The sequence below is a fragment of the Kaistella jeonii genome (genome assembly GCF_000812865.1).
Taxonomy (GTDB): Bacteria; Bacteroidota; Bacteroidia; order Flavobacteriales; family Weeksellaceae; genus Kaistella; species Kaistella jeonii.
In genome coordinates, this window is record NZ_JSYL01000005.1 from 119,675 (window position 1) to 138,110 (window position 18,436).

Consider the following 18,436-nt stretch of genomic DNA (forward strand, 5'->3'; position numbering starts at 1 on the left):
AAATATTCCCCTTTTTTAAAGAATTGGGGAATACTTTTTGCCAAATCCCTGTAAAACTACTTTATGTTTAATAAACAACAACGGAAATTAAAACGGTCAGCGAGATTGATCTCGATTTTTAGCAAATATGGTTTCAAAGATATTTTGGCTCGAATGAATCTGGCGAAGAACGAACCTTCCGTTGATGAAAATGAAGTTGTTTTTACGAATTCTGTTTACGAAAGAATCAGAATGGCGTTGGAGGAATTGGGACCTACGTTTGTAAAATTAGGTCAAACCTTTTCCAGTCGCGAAGATTTATTGCCACCGGAATTAATTACAGAATTACAGAAACTTCAGGACAAAGTTGAAGAAGTTGATCTGAATGTGGAAGAAATTTTAGAGCAGGAATTCAATATTTCTCCGAAAGATTATTTTAGCGACATTCAGAAAAAACCAATGGCAACGGCGTCAATAGCACAGGTTTATAAAGCGGTTTTGAATGATGGTCCGGAAGTGATTCTGAAAATCAAAAAACCGAACGTTCAGGAAAATATTCAGGATGATTTGCTGTTGCTGCATGATTTGGTGAAAGTCATTACGACCTATTCAGAAATTGGGGAGAAACTCGACTTGAAACAGGCGATCTCCACTTTCGAAAAATCTCTGCTGGAAGAAATTTCCTTGATCAACGAAAAAAATAATATTCAGCAATTTGCTTTAAACTTTAAAAATAATAAGGAAACCTACGTTCCGAAAGTGTATGAAGAGTTTTGTAGCAACAATATTCTTTGCATGGAATTTATCGATGGCTTAAAAATCACCAATAAAGAAGGATTTTTGGAAAATGAAATCGATCCCGTGAAAATCTCCGAAATTGGTTTGCGTTTGTTTGTTTCTCAGATTTTAGATTACGGCTTTTTCCACGCAGATCCGCACGCCGGAAATATTTTGGTGAAGAAAGATGGAAAAGTCGTTTTTATTGATTTTGGCGCGGTTGGAAAAATTCAACCAAATGATAAAGAAATTCTGGAGCAGCTCATCGTGGCTTTTGTCTCCAAAAATGCGCCGAAGATCGTTAAAAATCTAAAGAAGATGGCGGTGAGTTATGAGATTCCGGATGAAAAAGCTTTTCAAAATGATGTTGAAGACGTACTCAATTTCGTTCACAGCGGTTCGATCCAAAATATTGATGTTCCGAAACTGGTCGCTAAAATGGGCAATACTCTAAAGAACAACAGAATCAATATGCCAGATTATTTGTATCTGCTTTTGAAAGGAATCAGTCTGATCGAGGGCGTTGGAAGAAGCATTAATCCAGATTTAGATATTGTAAAAAGTCTGCAGCCTTTCACTAAAAAAATCATTTTCAATAAAATATCGCCCAAAAAATTAGTGAAATCCGGCTCGCAAAAACTCCTCGAACTTGCGGATAATATTGAAGAGATCCCGAAAGAATTGCGTTCGCTTCTTCAGAAATTAGATGAAAATAAATTTACAGTCACAAGCGAAATTAAGAGCATTGATAAGACACATCAACTGATTAAATCTAGCATCGTGAATCTAATTTTAACCATGATTTTGTGTGCGAATATTATTTCCACCGCTATTCTCTGGAATTCAGAAAGTGCTTACAATATTAGTGGAATTCCGCTTTTAATTATCCTCAGTTTTACACTTTCCATTTCTCTGATACTGGTACTTTTTCTTAGATTGATGAAAAGATAATTTCAAAAAATGCTGAGAAAGGTTTATTAAAATGTTCAAACTATTTTGATCCACCGCTGTCTTTTTCCACATTCGTTTTCGTGTTTTCTTTTACTTTTTGATTTCCAAATCTTTTGACCAGAGAAAAAGAAACGCCGTACCAGTCAAAAACCGATGCCGTTCTAAAAGTTCCTATCGGTGCATATGTAGTGCTGTCGAAAGATGGTTTAGAGAAAATATTATTGAGTCTTAAGGTTGCTTCCATCTCCAGTTTGGGAAATATTTTAGTCGCCGAGATCGTATGGAAAATATTTGTTTTATTGCCAAGCGAATTTCCATTATTCTGAGTGAAAACTCCAACCCAACCGTTTAAATTAATATCTTTTCCAAATAAATTGGTGTAAGACATGTTTGTTGAACCTGTGAAATTGGTAATGTAATTTTTAGCATTTAAATTATTTCTCGTATTGAAATCACTATTGTCCGCGTAATTTGCGTTGATGTTCACATTAATATTCAACTTATTTTTCAAAAAAGTTTGATTCGTATTAAAACTCAAAGAATACCGTTCTGCTTTACCATCAAAATTCGTAGGTGTACTGATGGTTTTTCCATCTTCAACAACATAAGAAGTCCAGTAATCATGATTGGTAAAGAAGTAAGATAAGGAAACAAAATATTTTTTCTTCAATCCTAATTTCAGGGAAAAGCGATCACTTGGATTGGCTTGCAGATCCATATTTCCGCGGTAATACGTTCCATCGTCTCCAGGCAATAAAAACGGATTAAATTCTGAATAATAAGGCCGCCAAACATTGTGGTTATAAGTGGCGCTCAAATTATAATTTTCTGTTAGCGAGTACTTTACCAGCAAGTCGGGAAGTAGCGTACTGTAGGAATTGCTTTTTTCGATAGAACCAACATCTTGCTTTATGGTGTAAGAAATATGTTCAAACCGTAATCCAATTCTAGTTTCCAATTTTTTAAAAAATGTTTTGCTGAAATTGGCATAAAGAGAATTTAAATTATCCGTATAGTGAAAATCATTACTTCTCGAATTGTCAAAAACCCATTGGTTATCCGCAAGATTTAGATAATCGTAAGGAATAACATTGTTTTTGAAATCAATTTTCCCACCGAATTCCAGCTGACTGCTGCCAGAACCGATCGGTTGAGAATAATCTGCTTTCAAATAATATTCGCGCTCCTGATTATTGGCAATAATTCTCGTCCCTAATGGAATAATTGTAGTATTGAAATTGGTTATGTGATCATTAATATCACTCACACCGCTATAATTAATTCCCATGTTAAGATCTAAAATCTTATTTTTTACCTTATCATAATATTTATAAAATAAGTTACTACCAAGGTTCTGCGAGCTCCCTGTCAAATATTGATTTTTGGTGTAGGAATTTTGAAACTGATCATTCAGAAAGTTACTTCCGTAAGAATCTGTATTTTGATTTCTTTTTGATTTAGAATATTCGAAGATGAAACCGATATTATTTTTATCGTTCAACTCTAACTCTGATGTTGTGGAGATGGATGGAGTACGGTTTATATCAGTGTTTTCGGAGTGATTAAGACCTAAAGAATTATTTGCATATAAAATATTTTCGTTATCGGTCTTGCTTACACTTGTATTATCGCTATAACTTCCGGTCAAATTTTGCGTGAAGTTTTTCCGGTGATAATTAAGATTTAGATTAGAATATTGCGAATTCTTCGTGCTTTGACTGTTGGTGAAAGTTGCGCTTCCTTTCAAACCTTCATTTTCCAGTTTTTTCAAAACTATATTGATGACTTCACCCGTAGTTTCATATTTCGCAGACGGACTTGTGATCACCTCAATTTTCATGAGATTATCTGCAGGAATTGTTCTTAAATATTCCTTCAGTTCTTTTCCCGTGAACACCGATTTCCGGTCGTTGATGTAAACCGTCACACTTTCACCTTCCGCTTTTATAACGTCATTATTATCGATACTTATCAGCGGCGTCATCCGAAGAACATCCCACGTTGTATTTCCGGAAAGAATCGAGCTGTTTGCAACATTAAAAACGGTTCGGTCTACCTTGTTCTCAACAGTCGGTTTTTTGGCGATCACAACAACTTCCTGAATGTTTTTTTGTTTGATGCTGTCTTGTTTGGTTTGTGCGGTAAAAATTGTAGCGCAGAACACGGCGGAAGTGATAAGGATAAATTTCATTCAATAGTTTATATTCTTTATAGACAACGCAAAGTAGCGTTTCGTTACACCAATTTTATTTTTATCCTGAATTAGTGTTCATTAAAATCTAAAAGTTACTTGAATGACGTTTTGTTAATGATTATTTAAAATTATTCCACTTTAATTCCTTTACTTCTCAATCTTATTTTTGAATAAGGGGTTTCAAATTTTAAGGTATCTGGATAAATGTAATTTTTTGCTTTATTTGTTTTAAAGTTAAACTCCATTTTAAATGGGATTTTCTCGTAGGAATTTCCCAGTAGTACTGCCACAGAATCACCTTTCCAATATGCATCTTCCACCCAGAACGACGGTCCGAAGAAAGCGATCTGTTTTGCAGATTTTTTTTTTAGATCTACGACAACAACTTGTTGATCGGCTTCATAACCAGCATTTCCATTGGGATCGATGAACCAGTTGTAACTGTCGAAATCTAAATAGTGATCTCTGCTTTTACTAAAAACTAAAAATGGTTTGTAGATTTCGTTAAAACCCTTTTGATGTAGAATATATATAGAAGATTCTCTGTATGAAATTGGTGAAGTTTCTTTTAACAGGAAAAGTTCAGGTTTAAAATTTGGATTTTCTTTTTGATAATAGTGAGACCATGCGTTTAATATGGAGTCTTCCTCTTTTGGAATTTTAAGGGGAATTGTTGAATTTGATTTCGCAGCATTTACATTTGAGCCTGACTTAACCTTCTGTTCACAAGAAAAAAATAAAATAAGAATGAGAAAAGTATAATTTTTCATTCATCCAAAATACATAATATTTAAATCTTATCAAAAAAACTATCTTTGCAAAATGGAAAAAACCACTTTTGCCGATTTTGATTTACCGGAAAAAATTCTCGATGTTTTAGCAGATTCAAATTTGTTTGAACCAACTCCCATTCAGGAAAAAAGTTTAGGACCTATTCTTTCAGGTCGCGACGTCATGGGAATTGCTCAGACCGGAACCGGAAAAACGTTGGCGTATTTGTTACCCGTTTTAAAAAACTGGAAGTACAACAAGTCGGGAAATCCAACTGTTTTAATTCTCGTTCCTACAAGAGAACTGGTGGTTCAGGTTGCAGGAATTGTGGAGAATTTAACGCAAAATATTACCGCAAGAGTGATTGGGATTTACGGTGGTAAAAATATTAAAACGCAGAAATTACTTTTCAATGATGGTTGCGATATTTTAGTAGGTACGCCCGGAAGAGTAATGGATCTCGCGATAGACAATGCAATTTCACTGAAAGAAGTCAGCAAATTGATCATCGATGAATTTGATGAAATGCTGAATTTGGGTTTCAAAGCGCAGTTGACTCATATTTTCCAGATGATGAAAGAGAAAAGACAGAACATTCTTTTTTCAGCCACCATGACTGAAGCAGTTGATGCATTATTGTATGAATATTTTTCAGGTCCAATGGAAATTTCTCTCGCAAAATCGGGAACTCCATTAGAAAAAATCGAACAGATTGGATACAAAGTTGAAAACTTTAATACCAAAATTAATTTGCTTGAATATTTATTGAAAACAGATTCTGACTTTTCTAAAGTATTGATTTTCTGTAATAATAAAAAACACGCCGATTTACTCTACACTAAAATTGAGGAACTTTTCCCTGATCAATTTGATGTTATTCACTCTAACAAATCGCAGAATTACCGTTTGAATGCGATGCGAAGTTTTGAGAAACAGGAAGTTCGTGGTTTGATAACAACCGATATTATGGCGAGAGGTCTGGATATTTCAGATATTACGCACGTAATCAATTTCGAGATCCCGGAAGTGCCGGAACAGTACATCCACAGAATTGGGAGAACGGGAAGAGCAGACAAAAATGGGATCGCTGTTTCTTTTGTGACAAGAACGGAAGAAGCGCAATTGTTAGACATTGAGGTTTTAATGGATAAGTCATTAACTATTAAAGAATTCCCTGCTGAAGTTAAGATTAACAGAGTCAAAATTGCTTCTGAAAAAGATGAAGTGGTCATGAAAAACGCCAATGTCATCAAGCTGGAAGAAGGTGGCGGTGCATTTCACGAGAAGAAAGATAAAAATAAGAAGGAAAACTGGGGTGGTCCTCACGCTAGAAAACTTCCGAAAAAAATTGGAGCTAATCGAGCACAAGAAAAAGCAAAATCGAAAGCTAAGAGAAAAAAATAAAAATAATCCGGAATTTACTTCCGGATTATTTTTTTAAAGTCTTAGGAAATTTTATTTCCAGAATATATCTTCGTATTCAGGTTCTTTCAATTCTGGATGATCCAGTTTTAAAATATTTTCTAATTGTTCATCAGTCGCTTGCTTTTCTATTTCAGGAAAGATTTCCCTTTCTTCTGTTCGAATATGAAGTTCTAACAAAGCCCGGAAAGTTTCTACTTCTTCTGGACTTTTAAAACCATTTTCAATCATTTTTTTAAAGGTTCTGTGTTGCGAAATCGCCTCTTTAATTAAAGGGTGTTCTTCGCCTAAAACTTTAAAAATCGTTTCCTCTTCTTCAGCAAAATGTGGTTTAAGATTTTGAAGGTAAAAAAGATCAATATACTTTTCCATCCTCTCAACGGGAATTTCTCTTTTTAACCCTTCTTTTAGTTTCCAGCAAAGCAATAAACCAAAGTGATGATCGCGGCTGAGTTGTATTAAAGCTTCGTGTCTTTTCATAATTTTATTTTAAAAGCATTATTTTTTTGATTCTTGCTGAATTTCTTTTGCAAGTTCGGTAATTTAACCTTTCAAGAAAATTATTTTAATGCATTTTTAAATACGAAGTTTGACATAATCTTTCTTTTTAATAAATTAACGAATTTGAGAAAAGAATTCGTGTTAAAGAATTGATAAAAGAAACTCCTCTAACTTTTTTTAGTTAAAGGAGTAAATCATTTGTGTTTTTAGAACTCGTCGAAACCTTTATTTTTTATAAAAGTTTCGACACTTATTTTTTTTCTCTGTAAATGTAAAATATAGCTTGAAATAAATCAAATTTTTGTGGTGGACAAAGGGTGGACAAAATTATGAATGCTCTATAATAAGGTGTTTTCTATTATTATTTTAAATATTACTACTTGATTAACAGCGTATTCCAAAAGTCAGTATTTTCAGTTATTTTTTTAGTATTATCGGAAGTGTTGCTTTTAGTGATGATTTGAACCTGTTTGAAATATGCAGAGCATAGTTTGAGTTCGCTGTAATCATATTAAAATATGGCGTTATTATGTGCATTTCTTAAAATTTGTTATATATTCATCTATAATTTTGTTTTAGAAGATTAATGCGAATAAAATACTTTTTTAGTTTATTTCTTATACTTTCCACTTTTTCCTTGCAAGCACAGAAAATTCAGTTGAATTCAGGTAGAAATAGTATTTCTGAATGGGAGAGAATTTTATCCCTGAAAAATAGTTTGGTGAGTGATACGACTGCGCTTAAAAATTTTCTGCAACCTCTTGAAGACCGTAATTCTGAATCTGATAAAGTTTTATATAATGTTTTGCTTGCAAATTGTTATGCGAAAGCTTTCGACCGAATTAATAAGAAAAGCAATCAATATTACTCAAAATCAATTATAAGTGCTCAAAAATCAGGTGATAAAGCACTTGAAATTTGGGCAACGCTCTGTAACGCAGAATATTTTTATAATTATAGGGAAATAACCAAATCCCTTCCTTTTTTTGTTGCTGCAATCGAAAAAATAGATCAAACTGATCCTTCGCAAATCTTATTTCCCGGGGAATCTTTCACAAAAATTGGTTTTTATATGGGAACCATTGGAGATAATAATGAAGCGATTAACTATTTAAAAAAAGCAATTAAATATACCAATACGAATACACCAGAATTTGCTAGAATCACAGATAATTTGGGGTTATATTATTTACAATTGGGAGATGTCATTAATGCACGAAAAAATATTGAGAAAGCTTCTGAAGTAGCAAAATCTGTTGGAGATAGTGTTAGATATGCAAAAACACTAGGTAATTTGGGACTGATTTATGAGAAAGAGCACGATTATCCTAATGCGATTAAAATAGTACGGGAAGATATTCAAATTTCTGAACGCTTTAAATGTGAACAAAATGTCATGTTTGCGTATACCATCTTAGCAAGATTACTTATTGCAAATGATCAGATTTTAGAAGCCGATATAGTGTTAAAAAAAGCCGACCTAATTGCTAAATCGAAATCATATTTTAAAATTAACGAGCTGGAAATTTTAAAACTAAAGTTAGAAATTATCTATAAACAAAATAAAGGGCGTGATGAACTCGGAGTCAGAAGACGAATTGGTATTTTGGAGGATTCGCTGAATAAAACCGACGGAATTTTGCCGCTGAACCAGGCGAATTGGATGATGCAAAAAAGAAATTATCAACAAAATATAGCTTCAACCAAACAAGAACTTTCAAAGGAATTATTCTGGAAAAATCTAATCTTTATAGCATCGGGTTTATTAATTTTATTCGTGCTATTTATTATTTTTAAATCGAAAAAGACGGAAAAGATTAGAAAGACTCAAAATGATAATAAAATAGAAGAATACGAAAAAACGAAAGCGAGCAATGAACAAAAACTTGCAGATGCTCATAAGACTCTTGATTCACAAATCGATTTTTTAAAAGAAAAAAATATTCAGATTCAAAAACTGCATTTGGAAATTGAAAAATTCAGAAAAACGGATTCATCTTTTGAACAAGATCATGGAAAACTTGACAATCTCCTCCAATCTCATTTAATGACGGAAGAAAACTGGCGTAATTTTAAAAGTGAATTTCAGCGCGAACATCCAGATTTTTACGATAATTTACTACAAAATTTCCCGGAGATCACCGATTCAAATTTACGAATCATCCTGCTTCAAAAATTAGGATTTACGAATACTGAAATTTCGGGATTGTTGGGAATTACTGTTGAAGCTGTGAAAAAATCCAAGCAACGATTGAAGAGGAAACTGGGCGATAAATATGATCTTTTGTTTCAAATGATTGCCATAGAAAACTAAAAAAACGCTCTGAAATTTTCAGAGCGTTTTAGATTATAAGTAAAAATAAAATTCAGTAATAAATTCTATTAATATCTGTAATATTCTGGTTTGTAAGGACCTTCAACCGGTACGCCAATGTATTTCGCCTGGTCTGCTGATAAAGTTTCTAATTCTACTCCTAATTTTTTAAGGTGTAAAAATGCTACTTTTTCATCTAGATGTTTTGGTAACATATACACTTCATTTCCATAAGCTGCTGAATTAGTCCATAATTCGATTTGAGCTAAAGTCTGGTTTGCAAATGAATTACTCATTACAAAACTTGGGTGTCCTGTTGCACAACCTAAGTTTACCAAACGACCTTCTGCTAAAATAATGATTTCTTTTCCGTCGATGTTATAAACGTCAACCTGTGGTTTTACTTCATATTTGGTATCGCCATAGTTTCCGTTTAACCAAGCCATATCGAGTTCATTATCGAAGTGACCGATGTTACAAACAACAGTTTTATCTTTCATTCTTTTGAAATCTTCACCTTTAACAATGTTAAAGTTACCAGTTGTAGTAATAATGATGTCTGCATTTTCAACTACAGAACTTAATTTTTTAACTTCAAAACCATCCATTGCAGCTTGCAATGCACAGATCGGGTCGATTTCTGTAACGGTAACGATCGAGCCAGCTCCTTTGAAAGAGGCTGCAGTTCCTTTACCAACATCACCGTAACCACAAACTACGACTCTTTTTCCAGCCAACATTAAATCTGTTGCTCTTCTCACTGCATCAACTGCAGATTCTCTACAACCGTATTTGTTATCGAATTTTGATTTTGTAACTGAATCATTTACGTTGATTGCAGGCATTACCAAAGTTCCATTTGCCATTCTTTCGTACAATCTGTGAACTCCAGTTGTAGTTTCTTCAGAAAGTCCTTTAATTCCAGCAGTTAATTCTGGGTATTTATCGAAAACCAAGTTGGTTAAATCGCCACCATCATCTAAGATCAAATTTAAAGGTTGTCTGTCTTTTCCGAAAAATACAGTTTGTTCGATACACCATTCGAATTCTTCCTCAGTCATTCCTTTCCAAGCATAAACAGGAATTCCTGCTGCTGCAATTGCCGCCGCCGCATGATCTTGAGTTGAGAAAATATTACAGGAAGACCAGGTAACATCTGCTCCAAGTGCAACTAAAGTTTCAATTAAAACTGCAGTTTGAATCGTCATGTGAAGACAACCGGCGATTCTTGCTCCTTTCAAAGGTTGAGACGGACCGTATTCTTCGCGGATCGCCATTAAACCAGGCATTTCTGCTTCAGCTAAATTAATTTCTTTTCTGCCAAATTCTGCTAATGAAATGTCCTTAACTTTGTAAGGAACGTATTGTGTTGTAGTTTCCATCTATTTAAATAAACTTTTTGCAAATGTACGAAATCCCTTTCTTTCCCTCAAATGAGATTTAGAAATACTTATTATTACTTAAATCTATTAGTTAATATGTAATCTTTTTCAAATTGCTTACTTTTACGTTATAATATTTTTTGATGCCACTTTACAGAGATTTTTCAGATGATAACGCCACAATTCTTCTTTGGAAATACGATGAAAGGGAAGAATTGAATTCTCAATTTTTAGTTGAGGAAGAAAATTACGATAAGATAAAAGATTATCATCCGACCAAACTTAAAGAACTTCTTTTGGTTCGAAAAATTCTGAAATCTGTTTTTCCCAATCACAAAATTCTTTATCATGACAGAACTCCCTATTTATTTCCGAATGATTTTGAAATTTCTGTAACGCATTCTTTTCCTTACGCAGCTTTGGCGATTTCTAAAAATAAAATTGGGATTGATATTGAACCTTTTAATCCGAAAATTAAAAGAATTCAACACAAATTCTTGCAGGAAGATGAAGCAGATTTTATTGAAAAAGAAAAAGAAGTGGCATATTTAACAGTGATCTGGTCTTTGAAGGAAAGCTTATACAAAATTCATCATTCTAATTATTGGTCGCTTAAAAAACATTACGAAATTAAACCTTTCAGCCTGGATTTTCCTTTCAATATTCAGTGCAGAGTTCATGATGACAAGGTTTCTGATCTATTTAATGCGAGAGTAGAATTTTTTGAAAATTATTGTTTTACCATTGTTGACTGAATTTCAGGTTCAAATTTTTCTGCCCCTTTTCTCTGTTCTTTGGCTACATCATAAATTAATTCCAGGATTTCCTGTAAATTTTTCAATTCTGTTAAATGCGTAATTCGGTTGGGATCACGCAGATTGGAAATTTCGTTTTCTGTGATTTCCTTTTTTCGAATTTCCATTAATTTTTCTACAGAATCTCCTGGTTTCAGAGCGCTTTCTTCTCTAATATTTTCATGGAATTTTTTTTGCTCCAGAATTAAATTCGTTCGCAATAATTCGGCAGAAATTTTACGCTTCCAACTTTCAAAATCAATTTCAGGATAATCTTTCGCAGATTTTGGATATTGAGAGAACGATGCGATATACGCTGTTATCAAATGCGCCGTATTGACAAACTGGTGAATATTTTCGAGTTTTTTCTGTTGATTTTTAGGATCCGAAATCATCCGTTGGAAATTGTCGGAAAGATTTGCTAAATCGATGATGGCATCTTTTCTTTTTAATTTATATTCTTGAATTGCTGTATTTTTATCATTAAAGAAATTCATAACCGCAGTGAAATATTTTAAATTACTTTTCGCAGCTTTTTTCATCAAATCTAAATTCTGGGTATGTTCCCAAACAGGGAAAATAAAATAGGAAACGCCGAATGCAACAATTCCGCCGATCGCTGTATCGAGAATTCTGTCTTTGAAAATCATGTTTACATTCCCAGGCTTCAGAAAGTTAAAACTTAAAAATACATAGATCGTCATGAAGAAAACTGCCCAAAAATAATTGGCTTTCAAAAAACTGAAACACAAAATCATATTGATCATCAATAAAGCAAAAAGAAAAGCGCTACTCGAAATTCCAAATAAAATAAGGTAAGCTACGACTGCACCTGCAACTGTTCCGTACAAACGCAAAAGATTTCGGTGTTTGGTCGTGGAATAAGCCGGTCGCATAATGGCAACAATCGTAATTAAGATCCAGTAAGAATGACCGATGCCGAGAAATTCTAATTTAGAAAATAAGTAACCGATCAATAAAGCCAAAACAATACGGATCGAATGCCGAAACTGCGATGATTTCAGGGAAAAGTTATTCCATAAAACCTTTAAATTTAATTTTTGAGTGCTTGGTAAAAATTTTTCTAGATCTAATCCAGTTGATAAACTTTTTGCTAATTTTTGATCCTGTACGAAAACTTTGTAAATGGTTTTCACTTCGTCGGTAATGTCTGTAATCCGAACCAAAATTAAGCGCATGATCATAAAGTTCTCCAGATTATCGGATTTTAATTTCTGATTGCGTAAGTCGAAATATTCGTCAAAAATTTTATTAAGTTCTCCCTCTATTTGTAGAATAGGTTTTGCTTTTGATCCACTTTGCAAGGCAATTCCAATGTTGCTTAATTCCTCCGAGAGTTTTTCCAGGTATAAACTTATTGATTTTAAAAAACCGGTGTCGCCGAAACTCTCCTGAACTTTTTTGTAATCACTGTCTGAAGTCATTAACTTTTCATGAAGATCAATAGAGTTGAGAAACATCAGCATTAATAATCTGCTTGTCGTTGTAGATTCATTAACGATTTTTCGTGTTTTGAAAACTGTTTCGCGAGTTTCTTCCTGTAAATTTTTAATTTTGATCTGTTCTGCAATAACCTCAGAATATAAATTAGCAAAATCGGGTTTGTCTAGGTAGAATTTAGATTTTATTTTAAGGTAATCGGCGAGTAATAAATAATTTTCGCCAATCATTTGTCCCGCCAATTTGTAGGGTTGAATTCTGGAAACTACGAGGAAAATAAGCAGATAACAAATTGATCCAGCTAAAAAAATGAAAGAACTTTTAATAATATTTTCGCCAGTCAAATGACCATCAATAAAAATCGCCAAAACAACAAGTGATAAGGAACCAACTGCGGCAAGTCTTTGTCCGTAAACACCAATGATAGAAAAGAATAAACCGAAGACAACAATTTCTACATAAATAAGTGGCGGATAATCTTTGATAACACTTGCAATAAGTGCTACGAAGAAAAAGCAGACAATAGCGAGGATAAGAGAATTTCGTCGTCTGACAAAAGGTCCCGGTTGATCGGTTAATCCAACAAAACTTGTGGCAAGAGGGAAGAGGAAGAACTCTTTGAGCAAACCAAAATAAACGAAAATAATACTGGGAACTACTATTGCCAAAGTAATTCGCACTGCCGAAAAGATGTATTGGCTGGTTGCAAATTTTTTAAATTCGGTGGCGTAATTCATTTTGTAAATTTAGGAGTTTAAAGTATAAAAAAAGTCTCAATTTCTTGAGACTTTATTATTTTAAAATTGAGAACAATTAATAGTCTTGTGAATTTGAAGAATCTTCCCCAATATTCCAAGTTAATCCGAATCTCAAAGTGTTATCTAAAGCTGAGTTTACTTTGGAAGTATTAATTAAATAAGACATATCTAAACCGAAAGACTGGTATTTAAGACCAACTCCAACAGTTGCATATTGTCTTGCTCCTTGCTCTTCACTTTCATGAAAATAACCACCTCTTATGGCAAAAGCATTGTCATATTCATATTCTACAGCTCCGCTAAACATTAAACTCTTTTGATTGCTAAACGATTTTCCGATACCATCAAGTACACCAACATTTGGAACGTTCCCAGTATTGTCCGGTCCAGGAACCAAAATTTTTGATGCTTCGAAATTTAATCCAACACGGTTTAAATCATCAACAAATAAATCGTAACCAGCACCTAATCGTGCCATTGTTGGAAGGTAAGATCTTGATTCATCGTCACCCGTATAATCTAATCTTGGTCCTAAGTTTTGAATGGCAAAACCACCTCTTGCACGACCTTCAAAATCATTAATACTTGTATGTTTAGGAGACATATAATATCCGGAAACATCTACTGCGAAAGAATTTGCAGGCTTCAAAGTGTTATCAGAGTTAAAACCACCCGACAAATCTGAACGGATAAATCTACCGGTAACAGCCATTGAATAGTTATCGGTCAGTTTTAAACCATAAGCGACATCAATAGAGAATTCGTTTGGTTTAGCAGTACCTAACTGAACCACTTCATTTCCGACATAATCTGTAAGATCTACAGAACCCATATTGAAATAATAGATACTCGCAGAGATTGTAGCTCTCTCTTCATCTCCCAAAAATTGATGATAAGCGCCATAAAGTAAAAATACATCATTGGTCAATTTACCCATATATGGTGTATAATTGATTCCGATTGCAGAAGTTGTTTTGCTGAACGGATATTTTGCGGCATTCCAAAACTGAGAGAAAGCATCTGTCGTAGTTGCAACTCCCTGATCTCCCATTCCTCCTGCTCTTGCATCTGGAGAAATTCGTAGAAAAGGTGCGCCGGTAAGAACTGGCTGAATCTGCGAATACGCCACAACACTTAATCCTAATCCTAATCCTAAAAATAGTTTTTTAGTCAATGTCATAAAGTAAATTTTTTATCGTTATTTTTTTTATTTTAATAAAACCATTTTCTCAACTGCAGTTGCAGTTCCCTTGCATTTGTCTTGGTTTTGACTTTTTGCAAATATTTTAAAAATATAAGTTCCTTTTCCAACTGCGTCACCGAAATCATCATTTCCATCCCATTCGATCGCAGTTCGCGGTGTTCTAAACCCCTGGAAAAAAGGTTCTGCCGTCACGGAGGTGCTTATTGTTTTTACTAATTTCCCTGTGATGGTATAGATCTGCACATTTACATCTAAAATATCATCGCAGTTATGTTCAAACTGAACATAGGTTTTGTTCGTAAAAGGATTTGGCCAATTTAACAATTTATTAACTACTAAATTTTGGTTGGTTTCATCCTTAACTACAAAGTTTAACGTTTCAGTTGTAGAATTATTGTTGATGTCCCAAACTTTAAAACTTAATTGATGAGCTCCCGGTGCTAAGTTACGGAAAGGATAACTCACATTTCCTTTTTGATAATCTTTTAGTGAAGCATCAGTACAGCCATTTCCGTCCCCAGAAAAATAGAAATCATTGAGTACAACGGTATCTACAATTTTACCATCTAAAATTACGGTGATGTCGTGACCGATCCCAGAACCTGTAGAGTTAATTCCCTTATCATCATTTACGCAGGCGAGAAGTAGAGGGTTTTGATCTGTAATTCCGCCATCTGCAAAATTGGTATTGTTCATATACAATTTAGCCTTTGGTGGAGTAGTATCATTAATTCCATCTGGATTAATTCCACCCACTTTTTGAATTTGATTATTAAAAACATCGAATACTTTATTGTCAGCGTAGGCTAAAATTCTTCCGTCTCCAATTTCGTAATTGATATCCTTTGGTACATAAAATTCTACGGAGAAAACACCATTTATAGCTTGGCCAGAAGATTTTACGATAGGGCCGTTTTCTTCTGTATAATTAAGAACGGGCGTCATTTTCGGCTCATTATCGTTATTCAAAGTTTTTTTGTTGAGTCTCTTGTCAAAAATATTAATCGCGACTCTACCATTAAATGAGGTATCGATTGTTCCATCAGATTTATTGATATGTCCTTTTACTGTTACAAAATCCAGAGCACGCAACTGGCCCAGAACTGGAGATTCGATTTGATCAATATTGAGTAATCTTTTAGGACGGCTCAACTTGGTTGCAGGATCACCTAATAAATTTACTTTCAAATGGTCTGTAAATGCTCCTTTTTCTATTTTTGCTTTTAAAAATGCGTCTCCAAAATTCACGAATTCGTCATTAACCAGTTCAAATAAATGTTTGGTAAAGATCTGCGTAAATTGCTCACCATAACCAACACCGATAGCGCGACTGGAAGTCAGCATCATCGCAGCACCACCTTGTTTTGATTTTATGACCTGTTCACCTGCCGAAAAAGTAGCAGGATCGTCCCACAAAGTAAATTCACACGTGATAGTAGAAACTAAAGGAAAACGCGTATAAACATTATTGTAATTATTAAAATTTTGAATTTGATCAATTGTTAAAACTCTTTCTTGCGCCCAGCCATTAATTCCACCATGTCCGAAATAAAAGAGATAAAGACTGTTCCCAACATCATTTGAAATCGCCTGATTAACCTGCGGATATCTTTGTCCACCTGCAGAAGCTTGAGCGGTGAAGGCATCTAAATATAATTTCCGAACATTATATTCTTTTCTTAAAATACCTGTTTCAAAATTATTTACCAATGAAATATTCATCGTATTATGGAAAGGAACCAAATTATCTGCATCATCATCTACCACAAAATCCAGTTTCATACGCCACTCACCAAAAGGGGTAGATTGACCGGGAAGCGCATTGTTATAAGCAAGTGCTTTATCGATTAACAGTTTGGCTTCAGAGAGATTTGCGGCAGGTAATCTACCGACTGGTAAATCGGGTAGTGTTGCAGATAAAGCCGTAGAAGAAGGGCTTTGCGGTGAAGTCATTGTATAATAATCATCAGTCACGAAAGAATCAGCATAATTTCCACTCTCTTCGCTTTCGTAAGAAGGGATAATATCTGAACCAGGATTATTTTTTCCTTTGTAATCATAAGAGGTATCGCCAAGAATAAATACATATTTTAGTTTTCCGGTCGGAGTATTAAGTTTTGTCGCAAAATCTCGAACCGCGGTAATATCTTTGCTACCACTACTGAATTCATTATAAATTTTATTAATGTCAACGACTGCAACGTTATATTTGCTTTGATAGAAATTGGCAAGTCGTTGTGCATGACCCATCATTTGAGGCACGGTAATCATAAGGTAATCAATATTTTGTAATCCTGAAAGATCCTGGTTTTCGACCTTTCCTACAAAAGAAGGTGCAAATGCATCACTGCTTTGAAATGCTACAAATTCGTTGACGAAAATATTGTTATTCGCATTATAACCAAAAGCGAAACTCGATGTGTTTCCCGATTTGTTTACTTTTTTAATTACGTTTGTTACATCCGAAACTTGCCATATTTGCTCTACTGAAGCTGCATCTGCAACGTTAAATGTGTAAGTGGTTCCGCTTCCTTCATCAATTCCGTAACTCCGGAAATTCATTTGGGAATTGTTAAATTTTAAGTCCTCTTTGTACTGAACTTCTGCGTAATCAAAATAAAACTTTCCGTTGGGATTGCTGGAAGCATTTGGGAGATAATTTAAGGTTAAAGTATTTCCTTGTAAATTAGTAATGATACCTACATATGTTTTCGGTATAAATTCCTTCTTTTCATCTGCAGGAATGGAGAAAATAGCCTGGTTCGTATTATTTATGTTGGTGGTAATAGTGTTTCCACTGGATTGATAACCGATAACTCTTGTTCTGTATTTGATTATATCTGTGGATTGAATCGGCGATTTTGTAGTAAATGAAACTGCTTTACCTCCAGAAAAGGAATCACCTGTCCAAATTCTACCAATTTTCATCAGATTAAATTTTTCTTCATTAATATACTGGTAGTCGTCATAACGATTGATAATGTTCGCATTGACTGATTCATCCATTTCCTGAATTCTTTTTCCGGGTCCTAAATCAAAATTGATAAAATAGTAGGCAAAGTCATCATATATATTGATGAAATTATTCGATTTCTCTGTTCTGGTGTCTATTCTGCGATTACCGTTTCCATTAGAATTTCCGTCAGATTTGTAAATGTTGTAACCATTCGGACCTTGAGCATAAAAAAGTGCATAATCATCGTCGTTCCAAGTACCGTCATTTTCCCCAATTACCTGGATCGCATCTTCCTGCAAAGCTGAAAATCGCGTATCTAAATTATGTTCAGGCAACATTAAACCACCATTTCCATAAATCCTAAAATTTTTCGGATTGATGTTGGAAGGATTAATACCATTATCACGCAAAAATTTCGTTGTAATTTTAAAAACGCCCGATTTATCTATTTTAATTTTATAAAAATTTCCTGATTTTAAAGGATTATCATTAGATCCAATTTTTCCACTCATAGATAAAGCCGGATTCACTGTTCCACCACTTACTATACTAAAAGAAACTAATCTGTAGAGATTGTCTTTTTCTAATTTTAAAGTAGAAACTCTTATATTGGTCGTTTTTTCCTGTGTATAGGGATTGGTATAATAGGCGACTTCTGATTTTTCCTGTGTTGGAATACTAGAAGGACTTACTTCAAAAATTTCTTTTGAGGTAATTTTTTCCCAGACCAAATTCGCTATTTTTTGATTCCCGCCCGTAAATTTTTCACTTGAACGAAAAAAGACAGAGCCTTCTTCATAAGCAAAGCCTTCATTGGTGAAAAAAGGAACGGTCGTTTGATAACTTCCAAAATCGATTACTTTGCTTCCATTCCATTGAATATTAATGGTTTGTGCAGCAGTAAAAGAAAAAAACAAGCTGGTTAAGACAAGAGTTAAGATGCGTTTCATGTGGTATAAAGTTTCACGGATA

The 18,436-nt window shown here is 34.0% G+C and carries 11 protein-coding genes; 4 read left to right on the plus strand and 7 right to left on the minus strand.

The features are described from left to right. Positions 1-63: 63 nt before the first annotated feature. Positions 64-1,707, plus strand: a complete 1,644-nt coding sequence (locus tag OA86_RS09310; protein ID WP_039352068.1) for an AarF/UbiB family protein — start codon at positions 64-66, stop codon at positions 1,705-1,707. A gap of 40 nt (positions 1,708-1,747) precedes the next feature. Here the strand turns inward: OA86_RS09310 and OA86_RS09315 are convergent, their stop codons facing one another. Together OA86_RS09315 and OA86_RS09320 are read right to left on the minus strand one after the other, a co-directional pair. Beyond that, positions 1,748-3,898, minus strand: a complete 2,151-nt coding sequence (locus tag OA86_RS09315) for an outer membrane beta-barrel family protein (protein ID WP_039352070.1) — start codon at positions 3,896-3,898, stop codon at positions 1,748-1,750. Between the two features lie 131 nt (positions 3,899-4,029). Beyond that, positions 4,030-4,671: a hypothetical protein gene (locus OA86_RS09320; RefSeq protein ID WP_039352073.1), complete on the minus strand. Its 642-nt coding sequence runs from the start codon at positions 4,669-4,671 to the stop codon at positions 4,030-4,032. 52 nt (positions 4,672-4,723) lie between these two features. On the opposite strand from OA86_RS09320, the gene OA86_RS09325 reads away from it, so the two are divergent. Continuing rightward, positions 4,724-6,076, plus strand: a complete 1,353-nt coding sequence (locus tag OA86_RS09325) for a DEAD/DEAH box helicase (protein ID WP_039352074.1) — start codon at positions 4,724-4,726, stop codon at positions 6,074-6,076. Between the two features lie 51 nt (positions 6,077-6,127). On the opposite strand, the gene OA86_RS09330 is transcribed toward OA86_RS09325, so the two are convergent. Continuing rightward, entirely contained in the window at positions 6,128-6,574 is a 447-nt protein-coding gene (locus OA86_RS09330) for a hemerythrin domain-containing protein (RefSeq protein WP_039352078.1), read from the minus strand. Between the two features lie 679 nt (positions 6,575-7,253). On the opposite strand from OA86_RS09330, the gene OA86_RS09335 reads away from it, so the two are divergent. Then, on the plus strand, positions 7,254-8,909 hold the full coding sequence (locus OA86_RS09335) for a tetratricopeptide repeat protein (RefSeq protein WP_169743952.1): 1,656 nt from the start codon (positions 7,254-7,256) through the stop codon (positions 8,907-8,909). A 68-nt stretch (positions 8,910-8,977) separates the two neighbouring features. Here the strand turns inward: OA86_RS09335 and ahcY are convergent, their stop codons facing one another. Next, on the minus strand, positions 8,978-10,291 hold the full coding sequence (gene ahcY, locus OA86_RS09340) for an adenosylhomocysteinase (RefSeq protein WP_039352085.1): 1,314 nt from the start codon (positions 10,289-10,291) through the stop codon (positions 8,978-8,980). Between the two features lie 143 nt (positions 10,292-10,434). On the opposite strand from ahcY, the gene OA86_RS09345 reads away from it, so the two are divergent. Further along, entirely contained in the window at positions 10,435-11,046 is a 612-nt protein-coding gene (locus tag OA86_RS09345; RefSeq protein WP_039352088.1) for a 4'-phosphopantetheinyl transferase family protein, read from the plus strand. Here OA86_RS09345 and OA86_RS09350 read toward each other — a convergent pair. The 3 genes from OA86_RS09350 to porU form a co-directional block, all read right to left on the minus strand. After that, entirely contained in the window at positions 11,022-13,283 is a 2,262-nt protein-coding gene (locus tag OA86_RS09350) for an FUSC family protein (protein ID WP_039352091.1), read from the minus strand. The two genes, OA86_RS09345 and OA86_RS09350, sit on opposite strands and share 25 nt — an antisense overlap. Positions 13,284-13,359: 76 nt before the next feature. Then, positions 13,360-14,484: a type IX secretion system outer membrane channel protein PorV gene (porV, locus tag OA86_RS09355; RefSeq protein ID WP_039352094.1), complete on the minus strand. Its 1,125-nt coding sequence runs from the start codon at positions 14,482-14,484 to the stop codon at positions 13,360-13,362. Between the two features lie 27 nt (positions 14,485-14,511). Further along, positions 14,512-18,414 carry a type IX secretion system sortase PorU gene (gene porU, locus OA86_RS09360; protein WP_039352097.1) on the minus strand — a complete coding sequence of 1,301 codons (3,903 nt, stop codon included), beginning with the start codon at positions 18,412-18,414 and terminating at the stop codon, positions 14,512-14,514. Positions 18,415-18,436: the final 22 nt, after the last annotated feature.

What these genes read in the sequence shown, in the direction of transcription:
- OA86_RS09350 (WP_039352091.1), bottom strand. Translation starts at nt 13,283, where the DNA reads ATGAATTACGCCACCGAATTTAAAAAATTTGCAACCAGCCAATACATC.
- OA86_RS09325 (WP_039352074.1), top strand. Translation starts at nt 4,724, where the DNA reads ATGGAAAAAACCACTTTTGCCGATTTTGATTTACCGGAAAAAATTCTC.
- porU (WP_039352097.1), bottom strand. Translation starts at nt 18,414, where the DNA reads ATGAAACGCATCTTAACTCTTGTCTTAACCAGCTTGTTTTTTTCTTTT.
- OA86_RS09330 (WP_039352078.1), bottom strand. Translation starts at nt 6,574, where the DNA reads ATGAAAAGACACGAAGCTTTAATACAACTCAGCCGCGATCATCACTTT.
- OA86_RS09345 (WP_039352088.1), top strand. Translation starts at nt 10,435, where the DNA reads ATGCCACTTTACAGAGATTTTTCAGATGATAACGCCACAATTCTTCTT.
- OA86_RS09310 (WP_039352068.1), top strand. Translation starts at nt 64, where the DNA reads ATGTTTAATAAACAACAACGGAAATTAAAACGGTCAGCGAGATTGATC.
- ahcY (WP_039352085.1), bottom strand. Translation starts at nt 10,291, where the DNA reads ATGGAAACTACAACACAATACGTTCCTTACAAAGTTAAGGACATTTCA.
- OA86_RS09315 (WP_039352070.1), bottom strand. Translation starts at nt 3,898, where the DNA reads ATGAAATTTATCCTTATCACTTCCGCCGTGTTCTGCGCTACAATTTTT.
- OA86_RS09320 (WP_039352073.1), bottom strand. Translation starts at nt 4,671, where the DNA reads ATGAAAAATTATACTTTTCTCATTCTTATTTTATTTTTTTCTTGTGAA.
- porV (WP_039352094.1), bottom strand. Translation starts at nt 14,484, where the DNA reads ATGACATTGACTAAAAAACTATTTTTAGGATTAGGATTAGGATTAAGT.